17 protein-coding genes are annotated in these 18,811 nt (G+C 64.3%); 5 read left to right on the top strand and 12 right to left on the bottom strand.

Features of this window, described 5'->3' with window-relative positions:
• Positions 1 to 456 precede the first annotated feature (456 nt).
• From MSG32_RS15900 to ampD, 4 genes are all read right to left on the bottom strand, one after another.
• Entirely contained in the window at positions 457 to 1,218 is a 762-nt protein-coding gene (locus MSG32_RS15900) for a TerC family protein (protein WP_043333781.1), read from the bottom strand.
• Positions 1,219 to 1,462: 244 nt separating this feature from the next.
• Positions 1,463 to 3,496: a pyruvate dehydrogenase complex dihydrolipoyllysine-residue acetyltransferase gene (aceF, locus tag MSG32_RS15895; protein ID WP_248380641.1), complete on the bottom strand. Its 2,034-nt coding sequence runs from the start codon at positions 3,494 to 3,496 to the stop codon at positions 1,463 to 1,465.
• 105 nt (positions 3,497 to 3,601) lie between these two features.
• On the bottom strand, positions 3,602 to 6,277 hold the full coding sequence (gene aceE / locus MSG32_RS15890) for a pyruvate dehydrogenase (acetyl-transferring), homodimeric type (RefSeq protein ID WP_248380639.1): 2,676 nt from the start codon (positions 6,275 to 6,277) through the stop codon (positions 3,602 to 3,604).
• A 448-nt stretch (positions 6,278 to 6,725) separates the two neighbouring features.
• Entirely contained in the window at positions 6,726 to 7,337 is a 612-nt protein-coding gene (gene ampD, locus MSG32_RS15885) for a 1,6-anhydro-N-acetylmuramyl-L-alanine amidase AmpD (protein ID WP_052384569.1), read from the bottom strand.
• Between the two features lie 171 nt (positions 7,338 to 7,508).
• Here ampD and nadC point away from each other — a divergent pair, with 171 nt between their 5' ends.
• The 3 genes from nadC (at position 7,509) to MSG32_RS15870 (ending at position 10,072) form a co-directional block, all read left to right on the top strand.
• Positions 7,509 to 8,372, top strand: coding sequence for a carboxylating nicotinate-nucleotide diphosphorylase (gene nadC / locus MSG32_RS15880; RefSeq protein ID WP_248380636.1), 864 nt, complete (start codon positions 7,509 to 7,511; stop codon positions 8,370 to 8,372).
• A 110-nt stretch (positions 8,373 to 8,482) separates the two neighbouring features.
• Positions 8,483 to 9,142 carry a class I SAM-dependent methyltransferase gene (locus MSG32_RS15875; protein WP_248380634.1) on the top strand — a complete coding sequence of 220 codons (660 nt, stop codon included), beginning with the start codon at positions 8,483 to 8,485 and terminating at the stop codon, positions 9,140 to 9,142.
• A 135-nt stretch (positions 9,143 to 9,277) separates the two neighbouring features.
• Positions 9,278 to 10,072 carry an SDR family oxidoreductase gene (locus MSG32_RS15870; protein ID WP_248380632.1) on the top strand — a complete coding sequence of 265 codons (795 nt, stop codon included), beginning with the start codon at positions 9,278 to 9,280 and terminating at the stop codon, positions 10,070 to 10,072.
• A gap of 122 nt (positions 10,073 to 10,194) precedes the next feature.
• Here the strand turns inward: MSG32_RS15870 and MSG32_RS15865 are convergent, their stop codons facing one another.
• The 4 genes from MSG32_RS15865 to MSG32_RS15850 form a co-directional block, all read right to left on the bottom strand.
• A complete protein-coding gene (locus MSG32_RS15865; RefSeq protein ID WP_052384567.1) occupies positions 10,195 to 10,716 on the bottom strand; it encodes a GNAT family N-acetyltransferase in 522 nt (173 codons plus the stop codon).
• Between the two features lie 93 nt (positions 10,717 to 10,809).
• On the bottom strand, positions 10,810 to 11,490 hold the full coding sequence (gene mtnC, locus MSG32_RS15860) for an acireductone synthase (protein WP_153636541.1): 681 nt from the start codon (positions 11,488 to 11,490) through the stop codon (positions 10,810 to 10,812).
• Positions 11,487 to 12,083: a cupin gene (locus MSG32_RS15855; protein WP_052384566.1), complete on the bottom strand. Its 597-nt coding sequence runs from the start codon at positions 12,081 to 12,083 to the stop codon at positions 11,487 to 11,489. Before MSG32_RS15855 ends, mtnC begins: the two co-directional genes overlap by 4 nt.
• On the bottom strand, positions 12,080 to 12,745 hold the full coding sequence (locus MSG32_RS15850) for a methylthioribulose 1-phosphate dehydratase (protein ID WP_248380630.1): 666 nt from the start codon (positions 12,743 to 12,745) through the stop codon (positions 12,080 to 12,082). Before MSG32_RS15850 ends, MSG32_RS15855 begins: the two co-directional genes overlap by 4 nt.
• Before the next feature lie 359 nt (positions 12,746 to 13,104).
• Between MSG32_RS15850 and tsaA the strand changes: the two genes are divergently transcribed.
• The gene (tsaA, locus tag MSG32_RS15845) at positions 13,105 to 13,845 is read left to right on the top strand and encodes a tRNA (N6-threonylcarbamoyladenosine(37)-N6)-methyltransferase TrmO (RefSeq protein ID WP_248380796.1); all 741 of its coding nucleotides are present in this window, start codon (positions 13,105 to 13,107) and stop codon (positions 13,843 to 13,845) included.
• 187 nt (positions 13,846 to 14,032) lie between these two features.
• Complete coding sequence (locus MSG32_RS15840; protein ID WP_192839386.1) at positions 14,033 to 14,611, top strand: NAD(P)H-dependent oxidoreductase; 579 nt, start codon at positions 14,033 to 14,035, stop codon at positions 14,609 to 14,611.
• A 158-nt stretch (positions 14,612 to 14,769) separates the two neighbouring features.
• On the opposite strand, the gene purC is transcribed toward MSG32_RS15840, so the two are convergent.
• The 4 genes from purC to dapA all read right to left on the bottom strand — a co-directional run bounded on the left by purC (position 14,770) and on the right by dapA (position 18,441).
• Positions 14,770 to 15,486 carry a phosphoribosylaminoimidazolesuccinocarboxamide synthase gene (purC, locus tag MSG32_RS15835; protein ID WP_043333774.1) on the bottom strand — a complete coding sequence of 239 codons (717 nt, stop codon included), beginning with the start codon at positions 15,484 to 15,486 and terminating at the stop codon, positions 14,770 to 14,772.
• Between the two features lie 194 nt (positions 15,487 to 15,680).
• On the bottom strand, positions 15,681 to 16,463 hold the full coding sequence (locus tag MSG32_RS15830) for an MBL fold metallo-hydrolase (RefSeq protein WP_248380795.1): 783 nt from the start codon (positions 16,461 to 16,463) through the stop codon (positions 15,681 to 15,683).
• A 155-nt stretch (positions 16,464 to 16,618) separates the two neighbouring features.
• Complete coding sequence (locus tag MSG32_RS15825) at positions 16,619 to 17,557, bottom strand: hypothetical protein (RefSeq protein ID WP_054556839.1); 939 nt, start codon at positions 17,555 to 17,557, stop codon at positions 16,619 to 16,621.
• Positions 17,557 to 18,441, bottom strand: coding sequence for a 4-hydroxy-tetrahydrodipicolinate synthase (dapA, locus tag MSG32_RS15820; RefSeq protein ID WP_043336386.1), 885 nt, complete (start codon positions 18,439 to 18,441; stop codon positions 17,557 to 17,559). The genes MSG32_RS15825 and dapA overlap by 1 nt, the downstream gene beginning before the upstream one ends.
• Positions 18,442 to 18,811 lie beyond the last annotated feature (370 nt).

Below are 18,811 nucleotides of genomic sequence, written 5' to 3'. Positions count from 1 at the left end.
AAGGCGCTCTGGTCGTCGACACGATCGAGGTGAAGCGGCGAAACTCGCGGCGTCGAGACGCTCGACTACCTCATGAGGGCCGAACGCATCGAGCGTATCGATGACCAGGATGAATATGGGCAGCGGACCAATATGTGCTGCGCAGAACGACGGCGCGCACGGATGATCTCATTATGTCATCGCCATGCAATGTAGAGCTGACGATACCGTTCACACGACGCCGGCACAAGCACACCAAAGGCGCGTATACCGCCCTTTGGCACTGTTTTGGCGCGCAGGAGGGCCTGTCGCCCTCCTCGCCGGTTGCCGACCTGCCATACACGGCTGTCATGACACGAAAACGCCCCCTGCGGCACGCGGTCGCAGAGGGCGTCTTTCCACTCACGCCGGGCCACCTTGCTCAGTCGCCGTGGCGTGATCAGGCTGAGTCATGTCAGCCGTTGCTGTGCCAGTGTCTCACTCGGTGACGTCTTCCGCCTGGCTGCTGCGACGCAGACGCACTGCCTTGGCGCGCTTGCTGCGCAGACGGATGTTGAGCATTTCCACCGCCAGCGAGAAGGCCATCGCCACGTAGATGTAGCCCTTGGGCACGTGGACACCGAAGCCTTCGACCATCAGCATCATGCCGACCATGATCAGGAAGGACAGCGCCAGCATCTTGATGGTCGGGTGACGATCGACGAAATCGCCGATGGGCTTGGCGGCCACCATCATGATGCCCACCGAGATGACGATGGCGATGACCATCACCATCAGGTGATCGACCATGCCCACCGCCGTGATCACCGAATCCAGCGAGAAGACGATATCGATCAAGGCGATCTGGACCATGATCGCCATGAAGCTGGCGCTGCCCTTCTTCGCACCCTCTTCGGCGGGGTCTTCGCCTTCCAGGTTGGCGTGGATCTCGTGGGTGCTCTTGCCGAGCAGGAACAGGCCCCCGAAGACCAGGATCAGATCACGTCCCGAGAAGCTGAAGTCGGCCACGCTGAACAGGGGCGCGGTCAGTGACATCAGCCACGACAGCGACATCAACAGCACGATGCGCATGCCCATCGCCAGGCCCAGGCCGATCATGCGCCCGCGCTGACGCTGGGACTCGGGCAGCCGCGCGACCAGAATCGACAGGAAGATGATGTTGTCGATGCCCAGCACGATCTCAAGCGCGGTCAGGGTCGCCAGGGCCACCCATGCCGAAGGGTCCATCAACCATTCCATTGTCTTGCTCCTTGTGTGTTGCGAGAACCGGCCTTCCCGGGTCGTGCCAGCACGATGCGACAGATCGCGGCAGGTTGGCGTGAAGCATCGCATGTTGTGCAGGGCAGCAACAGCGGTCGCCGCCCTGCCACACCAACGGACATGCACAAAAAAACGGCCTCCCGAAGGAGGCCGTTCTGTCAGCGAGGAGCGCCTTCACCTTCCAGGAAGGTCGCGGCACCCGCGCTTCATGCCACAGGCATCATCAGAGCAGCATGCGACGCACGTCGGTCAGCACCTGAGCCAGATACGCCGTGAAGCGTGCTGCATCCGCCCCGTTCACCGCACGGTGATCGTAGGACAGTGACAGCGGCATCATCAGACGCGGCTGGAAGGCAGCGCCGTCCCACACCGGCTTCATCTGCGCCTTGGAGACGCCCAGGATGGCGACTTCCGGCGTGTTGACGATCGGTGTGAAGGCAGTACCGCCAATGGAGCCAAGGCTCGAGATGGTGAAGCAACCACCGGTCATCTCTTCGCGCTTGAGCTTCTTGGTCTGCGCCTTCTTGGCCAGTTCCACGGATTCCTTGGCCAGGTCCAGCAGGCTCTTCTGATCCGCATTGCGGATCACCGGCACCATCAGGCCGTCCGGCGTATCCACCGCGATACCGATGTGCACGTACTTCTTGTGCACCAGGGTCTCGCCGTCGGCCTTGAGGCTGACGTTGAACTGCGGATACTTGGCCAGCGCGTGAGCCGCCGCCTTGATCATGAACGGCAGCGGCGTGAGCTTGGCACCTGCCGCTTCCGCCTCGGCCTTCATGGACTTGCGGAAGGCCTCGAGCTCGGTGATATCGGCCTCATCGAACTGGGTCACGTGCGGGACGTTGAGCCAGCTGCGATGCAGATTGGTGGCACCGGCCTTCATCAGGCGGCCCATCTTCTTCTCTTCGATCTCACCGAACTGGCTGAAGTCCTGATCCGGCACCTGCGGGATACCGGCACCGCCGGTGGCCTGCGCGGCAGGGGCTGCCGGTGCGGACTTGGCCTTCTGCATCATCTGCTTGACGTAGGCCTGGACATCTTCCTTCACCACACGGCCCTTCGGACCGCTGCCGGAAACGTCCGCCAGGTCGACACCGAACTCACGTGCCAGCAGGCGAACCGCAGGTCCTGCGTGGACCTTGGCACCCTTGCTCGGCTTGTGAGCGGCCATCTGGGCTTCCGGGCTCGGCGCACCGGCCGGTGTCGGAGACGGCTTCTGCTCGCTCTTCTCCGCCTTCGGAGCAGCCGGCGCTTCGGACTTGGCAGCCTTCGGCGCAGGCGCGGCACCCGCGACCTCGATGTAACCGATCAGGTCACCCTCGGAGACGGTGTCTCCTTCCTTGACGGAAAGCTCCACCACCTTGCCCTTGTAGGGGCTCGGGATGTCCATGGTCGCCTTGTCGGACTCCAGCGTGATCAGCGCGTCTTCCTCGTTGACCTCGTCACCGACGGCCACGGCCATCTCGATGATCGGCACGCTGTCGCTGCCGGACAGATCCGGGACACGCAATTCCTTGCGCTCCGGCTCACCGGAGGCCGGCGCTTCTTCAGCAGCCGGTGCCTCAGAAGACGTGTCTTCAGAAGTGGACTCGGAGGAAGAAGCCTGCTCGGCCGGCGCGGAATCAGACGCGCTGTCACCGCCTTCACCGGCGATTTCCATCTGACCGATGACATCACCGGAAGCGACGCTGTCGCCTTCCTTGACGGTCAGCTTGACGATCTTGCCCTTGTGCGGGCTCGGGACGTCCATGCTGGCCTTGTCGGATTCCAGCGTGATCAGCGCATCTTCGGCGTCGACTTCATCGCCTTCGGAGACGGCCATCTCGATGATCGGCACGGCTTCGGAGTCGCCCAGGTCCGGTACGACGATGTCGACGGTCTGGGTGCCACCGGAAGCGGCCTTCGGTGCAGAAGCGGACTCTTTCGGCGCTTGCTGCTCAGAGGCTTCCTGCTTGGGAGCCTCTTCCTTCGGCGCTTCCTGCTCGTCAGAAGCGTCAGAGGAGGTGTCACCACCGCCTTCGGCTTCCAGCTCCAGGATATCGTCGCCTTCGGAGACGGTGTCGCCTTCCTTGACGAGAATCTTCACCACCTTGCCGCCCTTCGGTGCCGGCACATCCATGCTGGCCTTGTCGGACTCAAGAGTGATCATGGTGTCTTCGGCGGAGATGACATCTCCCACCGCCACCGCTATCTCGATGATCTCGACATCGGAACTACCGCCAATGTCGGGAACCTTGATGATTTCGCTGCTCAAGATCGTGCTCCTTCCAAAACGTGCACGGGGAGCGACACCCGAATCACCTGCGCATCATCATGATGTCGAGGAGGGAGTGCCGCTCGCCTGTTCCGCGATCTCCGCTCAGACGTTCAGCGGATTCGGCTTGTTGGGGTCGATGCCGTAGGTCTTGATCGCTTCCGCGACCACCTTGCGGTCGATCTCACCACGATCCGCCAGCGCCTTCAGGGCCTGGACGGTGACGAAGTTGCGGTCGACTTCGAAGAAGTGACGCAGCTTCTCGCGGGTATCGGAACGACCGAAACCGTCGGTACCGAGCACGTGATAGTCAGCCGGCACCCAGGCACGAACCTGGTCAGCAAACAGCTTCATGTAGTCAGTGGCAGCCACGACCGGGCCGTCACGTCCTTCCAGACACTGAGTGATGTGCGGCTTGGCCGGGGTCTCTTCCGGCTTGAGGAAGGCCTGACGATCCAGTTCCAGCGCTTCACGACGCAGCTCGTTGAAGCTGGTGACGCTCCAGATGTCGGCGTCGACACCGTAGTCCTGCTTGAGCATCTCGGCGGCTGCCTCGACTTCACGCAGGATGGTGCCGGAACCCAGCAGCTGAACGCGTGCCTTGCCGTCCTTGCCGCCTTCCTTGAGCAGGTACATCCCCTTGATGATGTCCTTTGCGGGCACCGTCTCGAGTGCTGGCTGCTCGTAGTTCTCGTTCATCACCGCCAGGTAGTAGAAGACCGGCTCGTGCTGCTCGAACATGCGCTTCATGCCGTCCTGCACGATGACCGCCACTTCGTGAGCGTAGGTCGGGTCGTAGGTGCGGCAGTTCGGGATGGTCGAGGCCAGGATATGGCTGTGGCCATCCTGGTGCTGCAGACCTTCGCCGTTCAGGGTGGTACGACCGGCAGTACCGCCGACCAGGAAGCCACGTGCCTGCAGGTCGCCTGCGGCCCACGCCAGGTCACCGATGCGCTGGAAGCCGAACATCGAGTAGTAGACGTAGAACGGCATCAGCGGCAGGTTGTGGTTGGCGTAGGACGTTGCCGCCGCCACCCACGCAGACATGGCGCCTGCTTCGGAGATACCTTCCTCGAGGACCTGACCTTTCTGGTCCTCGCGGTAATACATGATCTGACCCTTGTCGACCGGCTCATACTTCTGGCCTGCCGCGGTGTAGATGCCCAGCTGACGGAACATGCCTTCCATGCCGAAGGTACGCGCTTCGTCAGGAATGATCGGCACGACACGCTCGCCGAGGGTCTTGTGCTTGACCAGACCGTTGAGTACGCGCACGAAGGCCATGGTGGTGGACACTTCGCGGCCGTTGGAACCCTTGAGCTGGGACGCGAAGATCTTGTCGTCCAGCGGCGGGATTTCCAGCGTTTCATACTCGGTGCGACGCTGCGGCAGATAGCCGTTCAGACGTTCGCGCATGAGGTGCATGTACTTCATTTCCGGGCTGTCGTCCGCCGGCTTGTAGTACGGCACTTCCTCGAGCTGTTCGTCGGTCAGCGGGATACCGAAGCGGTCGCGGAATGTCTTCAGCGCTTCGTGTTCCATGGTCTTGACCTGGTGGGCTTCGTTGGCAGCTTCGCCATCGCCCATGCCCATGCCGTAACCCTTGACGGTGTGCGCCAGGATGACGGTCGGACGACCATTGGCGTTGTTGACCGCTTCGTGATACGCCGCGTAGACCTTGTACGGGTCGTGGCCACCACGGTTCAGACGCCAGATATCGTCGTCTGACATGTCCTTGACCAGATCGGCCGTCTCCGGGTACTTGCCGAAGAAGTGCTCACGCGTGTACGCGCCGCCATTGGCCTTGTAGTTCTGATAGTCGCCGTCGACCGCTTCGTCCATGCGCTTCTGCAGGATGCCTTTCTTGTCCTGTTCGAAGAGCGGATCCCAGAAGCGACCCCAGGTGACCTTGAGCACGTTCCAGTCGGCACCACGGAAGACGCCTTCCAGCTCGTCCATGATGCGGCCGTTGCCGCGCACCGGACCGTCAAGACGCTGCAGGTTGCAGTTGATGACGAAGATCAGGTTGTCGAGGTTCTCGCGGCCAGCCAGCGAGATGGCACCCAGGGACTCCGGCTCGTCACACTCGCCGTCACCCATGAAGCACCACACCTTGCGGTCGTACATGGACTTCAACTCACGCGAGTTGAGGTACTTCATGACGTGCGCCTGGTAGATCGCCTGGATCGGGCCCAGACCCATGGAGACGGTCGGGAACTGCCAGTAATCCGGCATCAGCCACGGGTGCGGATAGGAAGACAGGCCGTTGCCGTCGACTTCCTGACGGAAGCTGTCCATCTGCTCCTGGCTGAGACGACCTTCCAGGAAGGAACGGGCGTAGATGCCCGGCGCCACGTGACCCTGGATGTAAAGCAGATCGCCTTCGAAATCTCCTTCCGGTGCACGGAAGAAGTGGTTGAAGCCTACGTCGTAAAGCGTCGCACTGGACATGAAGCTCGAGATGTGACCGCCCAGGCCCTTGTGGGCACGGTTGTTGCGGATCACCTGAGCGATGGCGTTGTAACGGATAAGCGAACGGATACGACGCTCCATGAACAGGTCGCCCGGCATGCGCGCTTCGCGATGCACGGGGATACTGTTGCGATGGGGCGTGGTCACCGAGAAGGGCACCTGATGGCCATCACGACGCAGGCGGTCGGCCAGGCGTGACATCAGGTACTGGGCACGATCCTCACCCTCACGATCCAGAACCGATTCCAGGGAGTCCAACCATTCCGTGGTTTCGATCGGATCGAGATCTTCTCTTGCCTCCAGACTCATAGACGTCTCTCCGAGTGAAGAAATTTTTTGTCAAACGTTTCGACGAACAGCGATATCGAAACCAGTGGCGCTCTTCAGTGTGGGCACGACCTTCTGAGTGGGTCGCATCTCCGATAGACCTGTCGTGACCGGGTCTTGCCGGCCGTCAATCTCGACGCGCATCCTGCGCCAAAGCAGGGCACAAGATGCAGTCATTTGGCGTGAAAGATACCGCAAACACCCCCGCGTGCCAATTCAGGGCAGCAAGACTCACCGGGCAGGTGCAAGGCTTGGCTGCCCCGCGGCAGCACTGGCCTCATGCGCCTTGCGGTCGGGACTCATACGCCAGACTGAGCCGCCCTCGATAGCCGTGATGTAGTAAAACTACCAACGCGCCCCGCCACTGGGCGTTTCCTGCCTGGAGACGCCACGCAATGCTGCAATGCACCATCGCGAGGCACCTGCGACCTTAGTCCTGAATGTCGTCCAGCAGGCGATCGAAGTAAGCCCAATCGAAGGCCGGGCCAGGATCCGTCTTGCGCAACGGCGCAATCCGCGCATGCGAGGTGATGCGCTCGCGCGTCAGCGCGGGATAGCTCGCCATCAGGCCGGCCACGGTGCGTGCCAGGGTGCGATATTGGACATCGCGATAGGGATGCACCTCATCGCCCTCGAGTTCGATGCCGATGGTGAAGTCATTGAGCTCGACCCGCTCACGCTGACCGTCATGCCAGCGCGAGCGACCGGCGTGCCAGGCGCGACGATCGAAGGGCACGAACTGCACCAGGCGACCGTCGCGCTGGATCAGCACATGCGCCGAGACACGCAGCTGATGGATATCGGCAAAGTAAGGGTGGGCGCCGGGGTCGAGCTGATTGGTGAACAGCTGCTCGATGGCCGGACCGCCGAAGCGTCCGGGCGGCAGGCTGATGGAATGCAGCACCAGCGCCGAGACTTCTCCCTCGGGACGAGCATTGTGATTGGGAGACGGCACCTGACGGGCGCTCTCCAGCCAGTGCTCGGGGGTGACCGCCAGACGCGTCAGGTGGCCCGACCGCGGGGAAGAGGACAAGGGGGGCATCGAAGACTCCAGACGGGAAGGTCGTCGCACGCGGGGACTGACCGCTCGCGTGGCTTTTCCTATAATGGCGCACATTATGGCATGCTCGGCAGCCACGGGTCTGTGTCACTGCCCCGGCACACGCACAGACCCCAGCTCCGGCAGCACTCTTCGTACAAGGATCAGACGCGCATGAACTTCCACGACGCCCTCGCCGAGGATATCCGTACCAGCGCCGCCCGCCTGCTCGCCGAGGATGTCGGCGGTGGCGATATCACCGCCGAATTGATTCCGGAGCGCCAGTGGGCCAAGGCGCGCGTGATCAGTCGCGAACCGGCCATCCTGTGCGGTGTGCCCTGGGTCGATGAGCTGTTTCGGCGCCTCGATCCGCGCGTCAGCCTCAAGTGGCTGGCCAGCGACGGTGATCGCCTCGAGGCCGACGCGCCCTTCCTGGAGCTGGAAGGCCCGGCACGCTCGCTGCTGACCGGCGAGCGCGCGGCGCTCAACCTGCTGCAGACGCTCTCCGGCACCGCGACCCGCGCCAGCCACTATGCCTCGCTGGTCGAGGGCAGTGGCGTGCGCCTGCTCGATACCCGCAAGACCCTGCCTGGCATGCGTGTCGCCCAGAAATACGCCGTCAGCTGCGGCGGTGGCCACAATCATCGCATCGGCCTCTATGACGCCTTCCTGATCAAGGAAAACCATATCGCTGCCTGTGGCAGCATCGCGGCGGCGGTGCGTGAGGCGCGCGACATCGCCTCCGACGTCACCTGCGAAGTGGAAGTCGAGAATTTCGAGGAGCTGGCCCAGGCGCTGGATGCCGGTGCCGACGTCATCATGCTCGACAACTTCGACAACGATCAGCTCATCGAGGCCGTGGTGCGCAACAAGGCGCATGCCAAGCCGGCCGTACTGGAAGCCTCCGGCAACGTCAGCGAGGCGACCCTGCCGGGTATCGCCGCCACCGGCGTGGATTGCATCTCGATCGGCGCACTGACCAAGGACGTGACCTCCATCGACCTGTCGATGCGCATCTACACTGTCGAGACCCGCTAGCCAACGACAGGTGAATGCCTTCCTGCTGGCCAGCTCCTGTCCTGCAGAAGTCGCCGCTGACGCCGGCCCATCTGTCACGACACATTGCCATGCCGCCAGGGAGGCGCCCCATGTCCCCGCCATCTCCTCATCAGCCGCCGCCTGAAGCCCCCAGGGCATCAGGCGGCGGCTGGCAGACGCGCCGCTGGAGTCTCTACGCGCCGATCTATGACCGTGTGGCCGCCCGCATCCTGCGCTCCGCGCGGCGTGATGCCATCGCGACCCTCGATATCCAGGCGGGCACCCGCGTGCTGCTGCTCGGCGGTGGCACCGGGCTCGACCTGCCCTTCCTGCCCCGTGACATCGAGCTCGAGGTGATCGACGCCTCCCCCGCCATGCTGCGCCGCTGTCGCGAGCGCGCCGAGACGCTGGGCTTCGATGCCAACGTCAAGCCGGGCGACGCCATGGCGCTCGACTTCCCCGATGGCTATTTCGATGTCGTCATCGCCCACCTGATCATCGCCGTGGTGCCCCAGCCCCAGAGCGCCTTCGATGAAGCGCTGCGCGTGCTGGCCAGCGATGGCGAGCTGTCGCTGCTCGACAAGGGCCTGCGCGGCAATCGCCCGGCCGGGCGACTGCGTCGTCTGCTCAATCCTCTGGCCCGGCTGGTGGCGACCAACCTCAATGTGCCGCTGGACAACCTGCTGGAGGGCCATGCGGTGCAGCGACTCGAGGACCGCGACCTCGGCCCCGGCGGGGCGTTGCGCCACATGCATCTGCGCAAGATCTGATCTGCACTGCCACTCCCCCCTTGCATTGCGCGCTCGGCATCGCCACGCAATGAGCACACCCGGATGACGAGAGCGACACGGCTCGAGGCACCTGCCTGGGCTCTCGTCGCCATCGCTCCCTGCAAGGAGGTTTGCATGCAGATTGATCTACGCGGCCGCAGCGCCATCATCAGTGGTTCCACTGCCGGTATCGGCTTCGCCATCGCCACAGGGCTTGCCCGCGCAGGCGCCTGCGTCACCCTCACCGGCCGCACCCAGGCGCGTGTCGATGAGGCCGTCGCCAGCCTCAGAGACAAGGCGCCCGGCAGCGAGGTACAGGGCGTGGCCGCGGACCTGGGCACACGCGACGGCTGTGACACGCTGATCCGCGCCGTGCCGGACACCGACATTCTGATCAACAATGTCGGCATCTTCGCCCCGCAGGATTTCTTCGACACCGACGACGACACCTGGGAGCAGTTCTTCCAGGTCAACGTGATGTCGGCGGTGCGCCTGTCCCGCCACTATGCGCGAGGCATGAAGGAGCGCGACTGGGGTCGCATCCAGTTCCTGTCCAGCGAATCGGCGCTCAACATCCCCAGCGAGATGGTCCACTACGGCATGACCAAATCCGCGGTGCAGTCCGTCTCGCGCGGGCTCGCCAAGGTGCTGTCCGGCACCCGAGTGACCGTCAACGCCATCCTGCCGGGGCCGACCCGCTCCGAGGGCGTGCTCGAGATGCTCAAGCAGAACGCCGAGGAGCAAGGCAAGGCACTTGAGGAGGTCGAGGCCGACTTCGTCAAGCAGGCCCGCCCGACCTCCATCCTGCAGCGCCTGGCAAGCCCCGAGGAAGTCGCCAACATGAGCGTCTACGCCGCCTCCGAACAGGCCAGCGCCACCACCGGCGCCGCATTGCGTGTGGAAGGCGGCATCGTCGACACCATGGCCTGATCGATCTGATCACGCGGCATGACTGACACCATGCCAGACGCGACACCATGCCAGACACAAGACGCCCCCGCCGGATGACCGGCGGGGGCGTCTTCATTTCCGATATCACCGTGACGCACGCGTCACTCGTCGAGACGTTTCTCGAAGCGCTCGCGCTTGAGACAGATGCCATCGCGCTTGACGTGCTCAAGCCCCAGGCTGTGCCAGCCACGGCGGGCCAGGCCCGGCGACAGCGTCAGACTGGCCTCCAGACTCATCACGCGCACCTTGCGCTCGCGCAGGTCGCGCTCGGCCGCCGCCAGCAACTGGCTGCCGATGCCCTGCCCCATCAGACTCGGATAGACGTAAAGCATCTCGATGCGCGCCAGCGGCCATTCGGGGGCGTACTCGCAGAAGCCGATGCAGCGGCCATCACGCTCCGCCACCAGCACCTCGAAGCGATGCTGACGCGCGGCCCAGCGTTCGGCGTCGCGCGGGACACGCGCGGCCCACTGCTGGCGCTGCGCCAGATCATAATGACCGGCAGCGCCCTGCATGACGGCCTGGTAGAACACCTCGGCCTGGTCCGCGGCATGCTGCGGCTGCGCCGCCACGATATGAACACGCTCCCTGGCCACTTCACGGCTATCGGTCTGGCTGTGCAATCGTTCGTCCTCCTTGTGTCCTCGAACGAGGACGATGTATTCATGGAAAACCTGACAGGCTCACGGCTGACACCTGTCACTGAAGCGTCCTGTTCAGCCGCTGAAGGACACCTCATCGAAGCGGCTGGCCCGGGGGTGATCTCCCGTGACCATGTCCGGTTCTCGCACCAGCTGCCAGGTATGGAAGCCGGCGGCAGCGGCGGCGTCCAGCTCGGCGACGACATCCGACAGGAACAGGATCTCCGCGCCCGGAATGCCCAGCTGACCGGCGATGCGGCGATAGCTCTCGGCTTCCTGCTTGGGGCCCGTGGTGGTGTCGAAGTAGCCGGCAAACAGCGGAGTCAGATCGCCGACATCGGAATGCCCGAACAGCAGCTTCTGGGCCTGGATGGAGCCTGAAGAGTAGACATACAAGGACAGTCCGCGTTCCTTCCAGTCACGCAATCCCTTCACGGCATCGGGATAGACATGGCCGGTGAAGTCGCCGTCCGCGTAGCCCTGCGCCCAGACCATGCCCTGCAGCGCCTTGAGCGGCGTGGCCTTGCGGTCAGCGTCGATCCAGCCTTCCAGAATGGCGATCACGGCCTCGAGATCGGCCTCCGGCGCCTCGGCCAGCTCGCGGGTGGCGGCCAGCTGCTCGGCGACGTCCTCACGCTCGGCATTGGCGCGCACGAAATCGCCCAGGTTGGCGCGCGCATAGGGGAACAGCACCTGATGCACGAAGCGAATCGAGCCGGTCGTGCCCTCGATGTCGGTGACGATGGCGCGAATCATGCGGACTCCTGGGAATGCGGGGCTGCGGTCTGGGTAAAGTGCTCGGCCAACGCTTCATGACGCGGGAAGCGGGCGGCGATGTCATTGTCGGTGAAGTTGGCGATCCAGCCTTCCGGATTGGTGAACAGGCGGATGGCGGTGAAGTCCGGCGTCGGCCCCATGTCGAACCAGTGCGGCGTGCCGGCCGGTACGGCGATCAGGTCATCCTTCTCGCAACCGACCGCCAGCACGCGCTCGCCCAGATGCAGGTAGAAGATGCCGCTGCCGCGCACGAAGAAGCGCACCTCATGCTCCGCGTGGCGGTGCTCATCGAGGAACTTGCCGCGCAGGGCGTCGCGGTCAGGATGATCCGGCGTCAGGCCGATCACGTCGGCGGTGACGAAACCGTTCTCGGACTTGAGACGCGCGACATCATCGGCGTAGGCCGCCAGCACCTGCGTCTGGTCGGTGGGATCACTCATCTCGCAGCCCGCCGTCCAGCGCTCGAAGCGAATGCCTTCGGCCTCGAGTTCGCTGGCGATCTGCGCGCCATCATTGGTGATCAACTGCGGACGCGAGGCGTCCTGCTCGGCGTAGATGGCCAGAAAGCTCATCGCTGTCTCCTCAGTTCCAGTTCACAACCCATCAGGAAATCGAGCGCTTCGACATGACGGCGACAGGCCGACATGCTGCTGGCCCAGGTGTAGAGGCCATGGCCGCGGATCAGGTAGCCGTGAAGACCGGCATCGGCGGCCAGGCGGGCGCGCACGTCCAGCGCCAGCGCATCGATATCCTGAGTATTGTCGAAGACGGCCAGACGTACCGCCGTCTCATGACTCTTGACGCCTTCCAGCGCCTTGTTGAGTTCGAAACCCTCCAGGCTCAGGGTGTCGCCCTCATGGCACAGCGACAGCACGGTGGCGGCCCTGGAGTGGGTATGCAGAATCGCCTGCGCGTGGGGCAGGTCTTCGTAGAGCTGACCATGCAGGCGCGCCTCGTCAGAGGCCTTGCGGGAAGTGCCCTGCAGCCTGACGGCAAAATCGCTGACCAGAATGTCGCCACTGGTCAGGCGGCCCTTATGGCAGCCCGAGGCGGTGACCGCCATCAGGCGATCACTGAGACGACAGGAGAAGTTGCCACCGGTGGCCGGCACCTGCCCGGCAGCGTCCAGCGCCTGACCGGCCTCGATCAACTGTTGGCTCGCCAGTGCAAGGCGGTCGAGGTCCAGTGTCGACGGCAGGCCGTCGGCAGCGGTAATGGCGATAGGGTCTGACATGATCAAAGTTGCCCTCAAGAGTCGCGCGGGGCATTCACGCCCCGTCGCCAGCATCACGATTCAGCGCCACGTGGCGCTGCTCTCGCGGCAGACTACACAAGCCGACCCAGTGAGACCAGTCATGCCGCGCGACGACGGGCATGGCATCATGGCGACCTGGAATGTCACACGACATTCTGCGCCATCATCACTTCAGCCTCTGCCACGGTCTTGCCATGTCCTCTTCCGATCAGCCCGCCAGCCCCCACCCGACCGCCGACACGGCCGAGCACCCGATGAACGATGCCGCACTGGCCAGGCGCCTGCCGCTGCTGCCCCCTCATCTGCGTGAGCAGGCCGCGGCGCTGGGCCAACAGGCCATGCAGCCGGTGGGCATCATCGAAAGCTGCTACCCGGACAAGTTCGGCATTCCCCGCCAGCCGGGGCTGGCGCGCCACGCCACCGCCATCCTGCACCTGCTGCCACCCTTCGATGACCCGGACTGCGTGCGCGACATCGAGGGCTTCAGCCATCTGTGGATCCACTTCCTGTTCCACGCCAGCCCCACACGCTGGACGCCCTTGATCCGCCCGCCGCGCCTGGGAGGCAACGCGCGCACCGGCGTCTTCGCCTCTCGCAGCACCCATCGTCCCAACCGGCTGGGGCAGTCGGTGGTCGAACTGGCAGGCGTCGAGCCGGCGGCCAACGCCACGCCGGATGGCAAGCAGTCGGGCAAGCGCAACGGCGTGCGCCTGCTGCTGCGCGGCCACGACCTGCTCGATGGCACGCCGGTGATGGACATCAAGCCGTATCTGCCGTGGGTCGATGCGGTGCCCGAGGCGCGTGCCGGCTATGCGCCTGCGCCACCGCCGCGTCACGCCGTCGTCTTCAGCTCACAGGCCGAGCAGACACTGGCGACGCGGGCCGACAGCGCCACGCTGCGCGCACTGATCGAGGAAGTGCTCGCCCAGGACCCGCGCCCCGCCTATCACGCCACCAGGCCCGCCGATGGCAAGCGCCAGTACGGCGTACGGCTGGTGGACGTGGATGTGCGCTTCACGGCCCGCACGCAACCCGATGGCCACTTGATGATGGAGGTCGCGGCCATCGTGGCCGTCTGATCAAGCCCCTGCGCGAGCCAGGGCAGCGCCTTGGCCAGTGGGGCTCAACGCCTTGCATGAAGCGGATCGAAGGATTGCGCGCGCCAGATCAAGACAATGCCAGATTGGATTGGCAAACCGTCACGAGACCTGACCATACTGGGCGTGCGTTCCTTCATCTCCACTCGTTTCACCGGGAGTCCGCCGCATGAGTATCCGTCTGCTTGCCTTTGCCGCCAGTACCCGCAAGGCCTCCGTCAATCGACGCCTGATCGAGCGCCTGGCGCACCACGCCCGGCAGGAAGGTGCCGAGATCAGTCTGCTCGATCTCAACGACTTCCCGATGCCGCTCTACGATGGCGATAGCGAAGAGGCCAATGGCCGCCCCGCCAGCGCCGACCGCCTGCAGGAGATGCTGGCCAGCCATCAGGGGCTGCTGCTGGCGACGCCGGAATACAACGGCTTCTTCAGTCCGTTGCTCAAGAACACCTTCGACTGGCTGTCACGTCCGGCGGCGGATGGCCAGAGCGGCATGGACGCCCTGCGCGGCATGCCGGTCGGCATCGTCTCGGCCTCCCCCGGTGCCATGGGCGGCATGCGCGCGCTGCCCTTCGTGCGCCTGTACCTGAACAACCTCGGCATGCTGGTCGCGCCCCAGCAGATCGCGGTCTCGCGTGCCGCCAGCGCCTTCCACGAGGATGGCAGCCTGGATGACGAAGGCCAGGACCACGCCCTCGCGGCTGTCGCCCGCCAGGTGATCGACCTGGCCAGCCTGCGCGCCTCCTGAAGCGCCACGCCTCTTTCCTCACAGCTACGTTCCCGCCCAGACACTTGGCGCCTGCCAAACAGGAACGGCCCCCTGCCATTGGCAGGGGGCCGTTCCTTGATGCGCTGTCTGCGTGACGTCAGGACCTCAGTGCCCCAGTGCGTCACCCAAGCTCAGGCTCAGGCCGAGAAATCGATACCGATACGGCGACCGACTTCCTCGTAGGCTTCGATCACGCCGCCCAGGCCCTGACGGAAGCGGTCCTTGTCGAGCTTCTCGCGCGTCTCGGCATCCCACAGACGGCAGCCGTCCGGCGAGAATTCGTCACCCAGCACGACCTCACCCTTGAAGACACCGAACTCGAGCTTGTAGTCGACCAGCAGAATGCCGCCGTCGAGGAACAGCTGCTTGAGGATGTCGTTGACCTGGAAGGTCAGTTCCTTGGCGCGTGCCAGGTGCTTGGGCTCTGCCCAGCCGAAGGTCTCGACCAGCGACTCGTTGATCATCGGGTCGCCCTTCTCGTCGTTCTTGAGGAACAGCTCGAAGGTCGGCGGATTGAGCTCGATGCCTTCCTCGACACCCAGACGACGCACCAGTGAACCGGCGGAGATGTTACGCACCACGCACTCCACCGCCATCATGTCGAGACGCTTGACCAGACATTCGTTGTCGCTGACCAGACGCTCGAAGTGGGTCGGGATACCGGCCGCCTTGAGTTTCTCCATGATGAAGGCATTGAACTTGTTGTTGACCATGCCCTTGCGATCCAGCTGCTCGATACGCTTGCCGTCGAAGGCGCTGGTATCGTCGCGGAATTCCAGCAGCAGAAGATCCGGGTCGTCAGTGACGAAGACGGATTTGGCCTTGCCAGCGTAGAGCTCTTCACGCTTTTCCATGAGATTCCCCCTGATGACGCTAGACGCGTCGAGTGTTGAGGCGGTCGACGATGAATCGATCACGCTTGAGTCTGTCACGCCCAGTCGAGAAGGACTGTGGCGCTGGTGTATGAGGTGATTCGAGAGCTGTCCATCTGGTCAGCTCATCCAGAATCACAAACGCCCGATCGCGAAGCGACCGGGCGTCATGAATATCAGGCGATGGCCTGCCAGCCAAAGCCGCTGTCCTGCGCGGCGATGATCAGGCGACTATCGTCATCCGCAAGCCAGGGGGCCAGTGCCTCCCGGGCCAATGACGGATGGTTGTTGCTCTCCGACAGGTGCGAGGCCACCAGCCGCTGCAGGCGCGCCAGCCCCAGATAGGGCAAGGCGGCACACGCCTGGGCATTGGCCAGGTGACCGAGCCGCCCCCCGACCCGCCGCTTGAGGCTGGACGGATACGGCCCGCTGGCCAGCATCTGCGGATCGTGGTTGAACTCCATCACCAGCGCATCGCAATCGGCAAAACACTGCAGCACATGCTCACTGACGTGACCGAGATCGGTCAGCACGCCGAGACGACGCGTGGCCGTCTCACCGCGCCGGTTGAACACGAACTGCACCGGCTCGCGCGCATCGTGGGGCACCGTGACCGGCAGAATCTCGAGATCCTTGATCGCGAACTCCTGCTGCGGCGTGATCAGATGCCGACTCGGCAGCGCGCCGAGCTTCTTGGCACGCCCGGCAAGCCAGGTGCCGGTGGTCAGATGCACCGGCACACCATGGCGACGCGCCAGCGGCCCCACGCCGCTCAGGTGATCACCATGTTCATGCGTGACCAGCACGGCGTCCAGCTGCGAGGGGTGCACGCCGAGGCGCGCCAGGCGGGCCTCGGTCTCCTTGAGGGTGAAGCCGCAATCGACCAGCACCAGTGCCTCGCGAGTGCGGATCAGCGTGCCGTTGCCCTTGCTGCCGCTGCCCAGCGACGCCATCGCCATCACGCCCTGGGCGTCGTCACCCGGCCCACGGGCGGCCGTCAGGCCAGCCGCCAGCGCCCCACTGCCTGCCACTGGGAGGGGGATCTGAAACGACGCAGCCGCCTCACCCGACGAGTCGTCAGATGAGGCGGCGCAAGGCGTGTCGAGCCACATGCTCAGCGCAGTGTCGACGCCACGGCGTCGAGCAGCTCACGCGCCAGTGCCGGCGTGGTCTCTTCACCATCGGCACGGGTCGCCGTGACCAGGGTGTGGTCATTCTCGGCGCGCAGCTTGAGTACCATCGGTACCGGATCACCATCGCCACCGATACCCAACCAGCCGCCATCACGCTCTTCACGCGGGATGTAATCGACCATGAACTCGCCACGCGAGCGGTCCTGATCGGTCAGCGTCTGGTAGTCGGTATTGAAGTTCTTCTGCAGCTGATAGAGCAGCTCGGCCCAGCTGCGCTCGGTGTCCAGCGCCAGATCAACCTGCCAGGTGCCATCGCGGCCTTCCAGGCGCACGCGGTCATCACGACTGAGCGACTGGGCCGCCAGCGAGACACCACTATCGGCGGAAGACGCGGCCAGATAGCCGCTCAGCGCGTTCAGGCAGCTGCCGGCGACATCGCCGCCCTGCTGACAACGTACTTCGGAGGCATCGGCACGCAGCCCCTGGCTGACGCTGATGATGCCCTGGGCCGTGGTGATCTCGCCCTTGCCGGCATCGATGCTCTGCACATCAAGGCCCTGGTCGCGCACGAAGGACTGCAGACGTGTCCATACCGCTGCCGGCGCGGCGTTCACGGCCAACCAGCGGGCATCGCCGCTCTGACGCATGGCGACGAACTCACGCCCGCCCTGCTCGCTGGTCGCCAGCGGCTGGGGGCGCGGTGCCTCGAAGTCGTCGCTGGCCAGGAAATCACTGCTGGCCTGCGGCACCGGCATGGAATCCTGGTAATCACCACGATTGATCGTGTCCGGAAGCTCCAGCGGCGGCGCGATGCTGGCATCGGCATACTCGCTGTTGCGATCGTAGTAGTAGCCATCACTGGAACAGCCTGCGACCGCGAGCGCCGTCAGCAGGGCCAGTGGCACGAAACGCTGACTCATCAGTTGAGCACCTCGGCCAGTTGCAGTGCTTCCTCGACCGTGGAGTGGTACTGCTCGGACAGCCAGGTCAGCGGCAGACGCACGCCGGACTCCGGCGACAGGCCCATGCGGTGCATGGCGAACTTGACCGGGATCGGGTTGGACTCGACGCCCATCGCGGAGTGCAGCGGCATCAGGCGCGTGTTGATCTGATGAGCGCGCTCGGCATCGCCGGCCACGGCGGCTTCACACATCTCGTGCATCAGGCGCGGCGCGACGTTGGCCGTCACGGAGATATCGCCGTGGCCGCCCATCAGGATGAAGTCGCAGGCCGTGGGGTCATCGCCGGAGTAGAGCGCGAAGTCAGTGCCCTTGAGGCGGTCGATCAGTTCCTGACCGCGCTCCAGGTTGCCGGTGGCATCCTTGAGGCCGACGATGTTGTCGAGCTCGGCGAGGCGGAAGACCGTCTCGTTGTAGATATCGGAGCAGGTGCGACCCGGCACGTTGTAGAGAATGACCGGGATACCTGCCTGCTCGGCGACGGCCTTGAAGTGCTGGTAGAGCCCTTCCTGAGTCGGCTTGTTGTAGTACGGCGCCACGGAGAGGCAGTAATCCGCACCGACTTCCTTGGCGTAGCGAGCCAGTTCGACCGCTTCGGAGGTGGCGTTGGCGCCCGTGCCGGCGATGACCGGAATCTTGCCGGCGACCGTCTCGACCACACAGCGGATGACATCGAAGTGCTCCGCGAAGGACATGGTGGTCGGCTCGCCAGTAGTGCCGGCGGCGACGATGGCATCGGTGCCATTTTCGAGGTGGAAGGCGACCAGCTGGCGCAGGGCGTCCCAGTCGATCTCGCCGGTGGCCTTCATCGGGGTCGCCAGTGCGACAATGCTACCTGTGATCATCCCTCGAATTCTCCTCTGGTGCCTGATGCGCCAGGCGTGTCCCTGCGCTGTTGAAACAACGGATCTCGGGGACAGACATCTGACATAAATTGGTTGACGCGGGACTCTGATTGCGTGGGCACGCCGACACGCGAGTCGCGTCAAGGGTGATGATGTTACAAAGACCATCGAAGCCTGTACAGACGCCATCTGCACCGGTTGTGCAAAGCGGTGGATTCCCTCGCCTGTCCGTGGGGCAGATGCACGGCGGATGGGCGCGATGGCGCCGGTCGCCAAGACGGTGAAACACAAGAGTTCTGCCCTGTCTTTGACAAGTCAGGACGCCCTGCGTGTAATGCAGGACACACCGCAGAAGCGGGCAAGCGCGATG

It is taken from the genome of Cobetia sp. 1CM21F, from assembly GCF_023161745.1.
Classification (GTDB): domain Bacteria; phylum Pseudomonadota; class Gammaproteobacteria; order Pseudomonadales; family Halomonadaceae; genus Cobetia; species Cobetia amphilecti.
Note: the sequence above shows the minus strand (reverse complement) of the source record. Positions and strands in the feature narration are given on the sequence as shown.

Bases quoted from the DNA above. Each gene is read 5' to 3' on its own strand.
- MSG32_RS15830 (WP_248380795.1), bottom strand. From the start codon at position 16,463: ATGGCGATGGCGTCGCTGGGCAGCGGCAGCAAGGGCAACGGCACGCTG.
- nadC (WP_248380636.1), top strand. From the start codon at position 7,509: ATGAACTTCCACGACGCCCTCGCCGAGGATATCCGTACCAGCGCCGCC.
- MSG32_RS15840 (WP_192839386.1), top strand. From the start codon at position 14,033: ATGAGTATCCGTCTGCTTGCCTTTGCCGCCAGTACCCGCAAGGCCTCC.
- ampD (WP_052384569.1), bottom strand. From the start codon at position 7,337: ATGCCCCCCTTGTCCTCTTCCCCGCGGTCGGGCCACCTGACGCGTCTG.
- mtnC (WP_153636541.1), bottom strand. From the start codon at position 11,490: ATGATTCGCGCCATCGTCACCGACATCGAGGGCACGACCGGCTCGATT.
- aceE (WP_248380639.1), bottom strand. From the start codon at position 6,277: ATGAGTCTGGAGGCAAGAGAAGATCTCGATCCGATCGAAACCACGGAA.
- tsaA (WP_248380796.1), top strand. From the start codon at position 13,105: ATGCAGCCGGTGGGCATCATCGAAAGCTGCTACCCGGACAAGTTCGGC.
- MSG32_RS15825 (WP_054556839.1), bottom strand. From the start codon at position 17,557: ATGAGTCAGCGTTTCGTGCCACTGGCCCTGCTGACGGCGCTCGCGGTC.
- MSG32_RS15875 (WP_248380634.1), top strand. From the start codon at position 8,483: ATGTCCCCGCCATCTCCTCATCAGCCGCCGCCTGAAGCCCCCAGGGCA.
- MSG32_RS15900 (WP_043333781.1), bottom strand. From the start codon at position 1,218: ATGGAATGGTTGATGGACCCTTCGGCATGGGTGGCCCTGGCGACCCTG.
- dapA (WP_043336386.1), bottom strand. From the start codon at position 18,441: ATGATCACAGGTAGCATTGTCGCACTGGCGACCCCGATGAAGGCCACC.
- MSG32_RS15870 (WP_248380632.1), top strand. From the start codon at position 9,278: ATGCAGATTGATCTACGCGGCCGCAGCGCCATCATCAGTGGTTCCACT.
- purC (WP_043333774.1), bottom strand. From the start codon at position 15,486: ATGGAAAAGCGTGAAGAGCTCTACGCTGGCAAGGCCAAATCCGTCTTC.
- MSG32_RS15855 (WP_052384566.1), bottom strand. From the start codon at position 12,083: ATGAGCTTTCTGGCCATCTACGCCGAGCAGGACGCCTCGCGTCCGCAG.
- MSG32_RS15850 (WP_248380630.1), bottom strand. From the start codon at position 12,745: ATGTCAGACCCTATCGCCATTACCGCTGCCGACGGCCTGCCGTCGACA.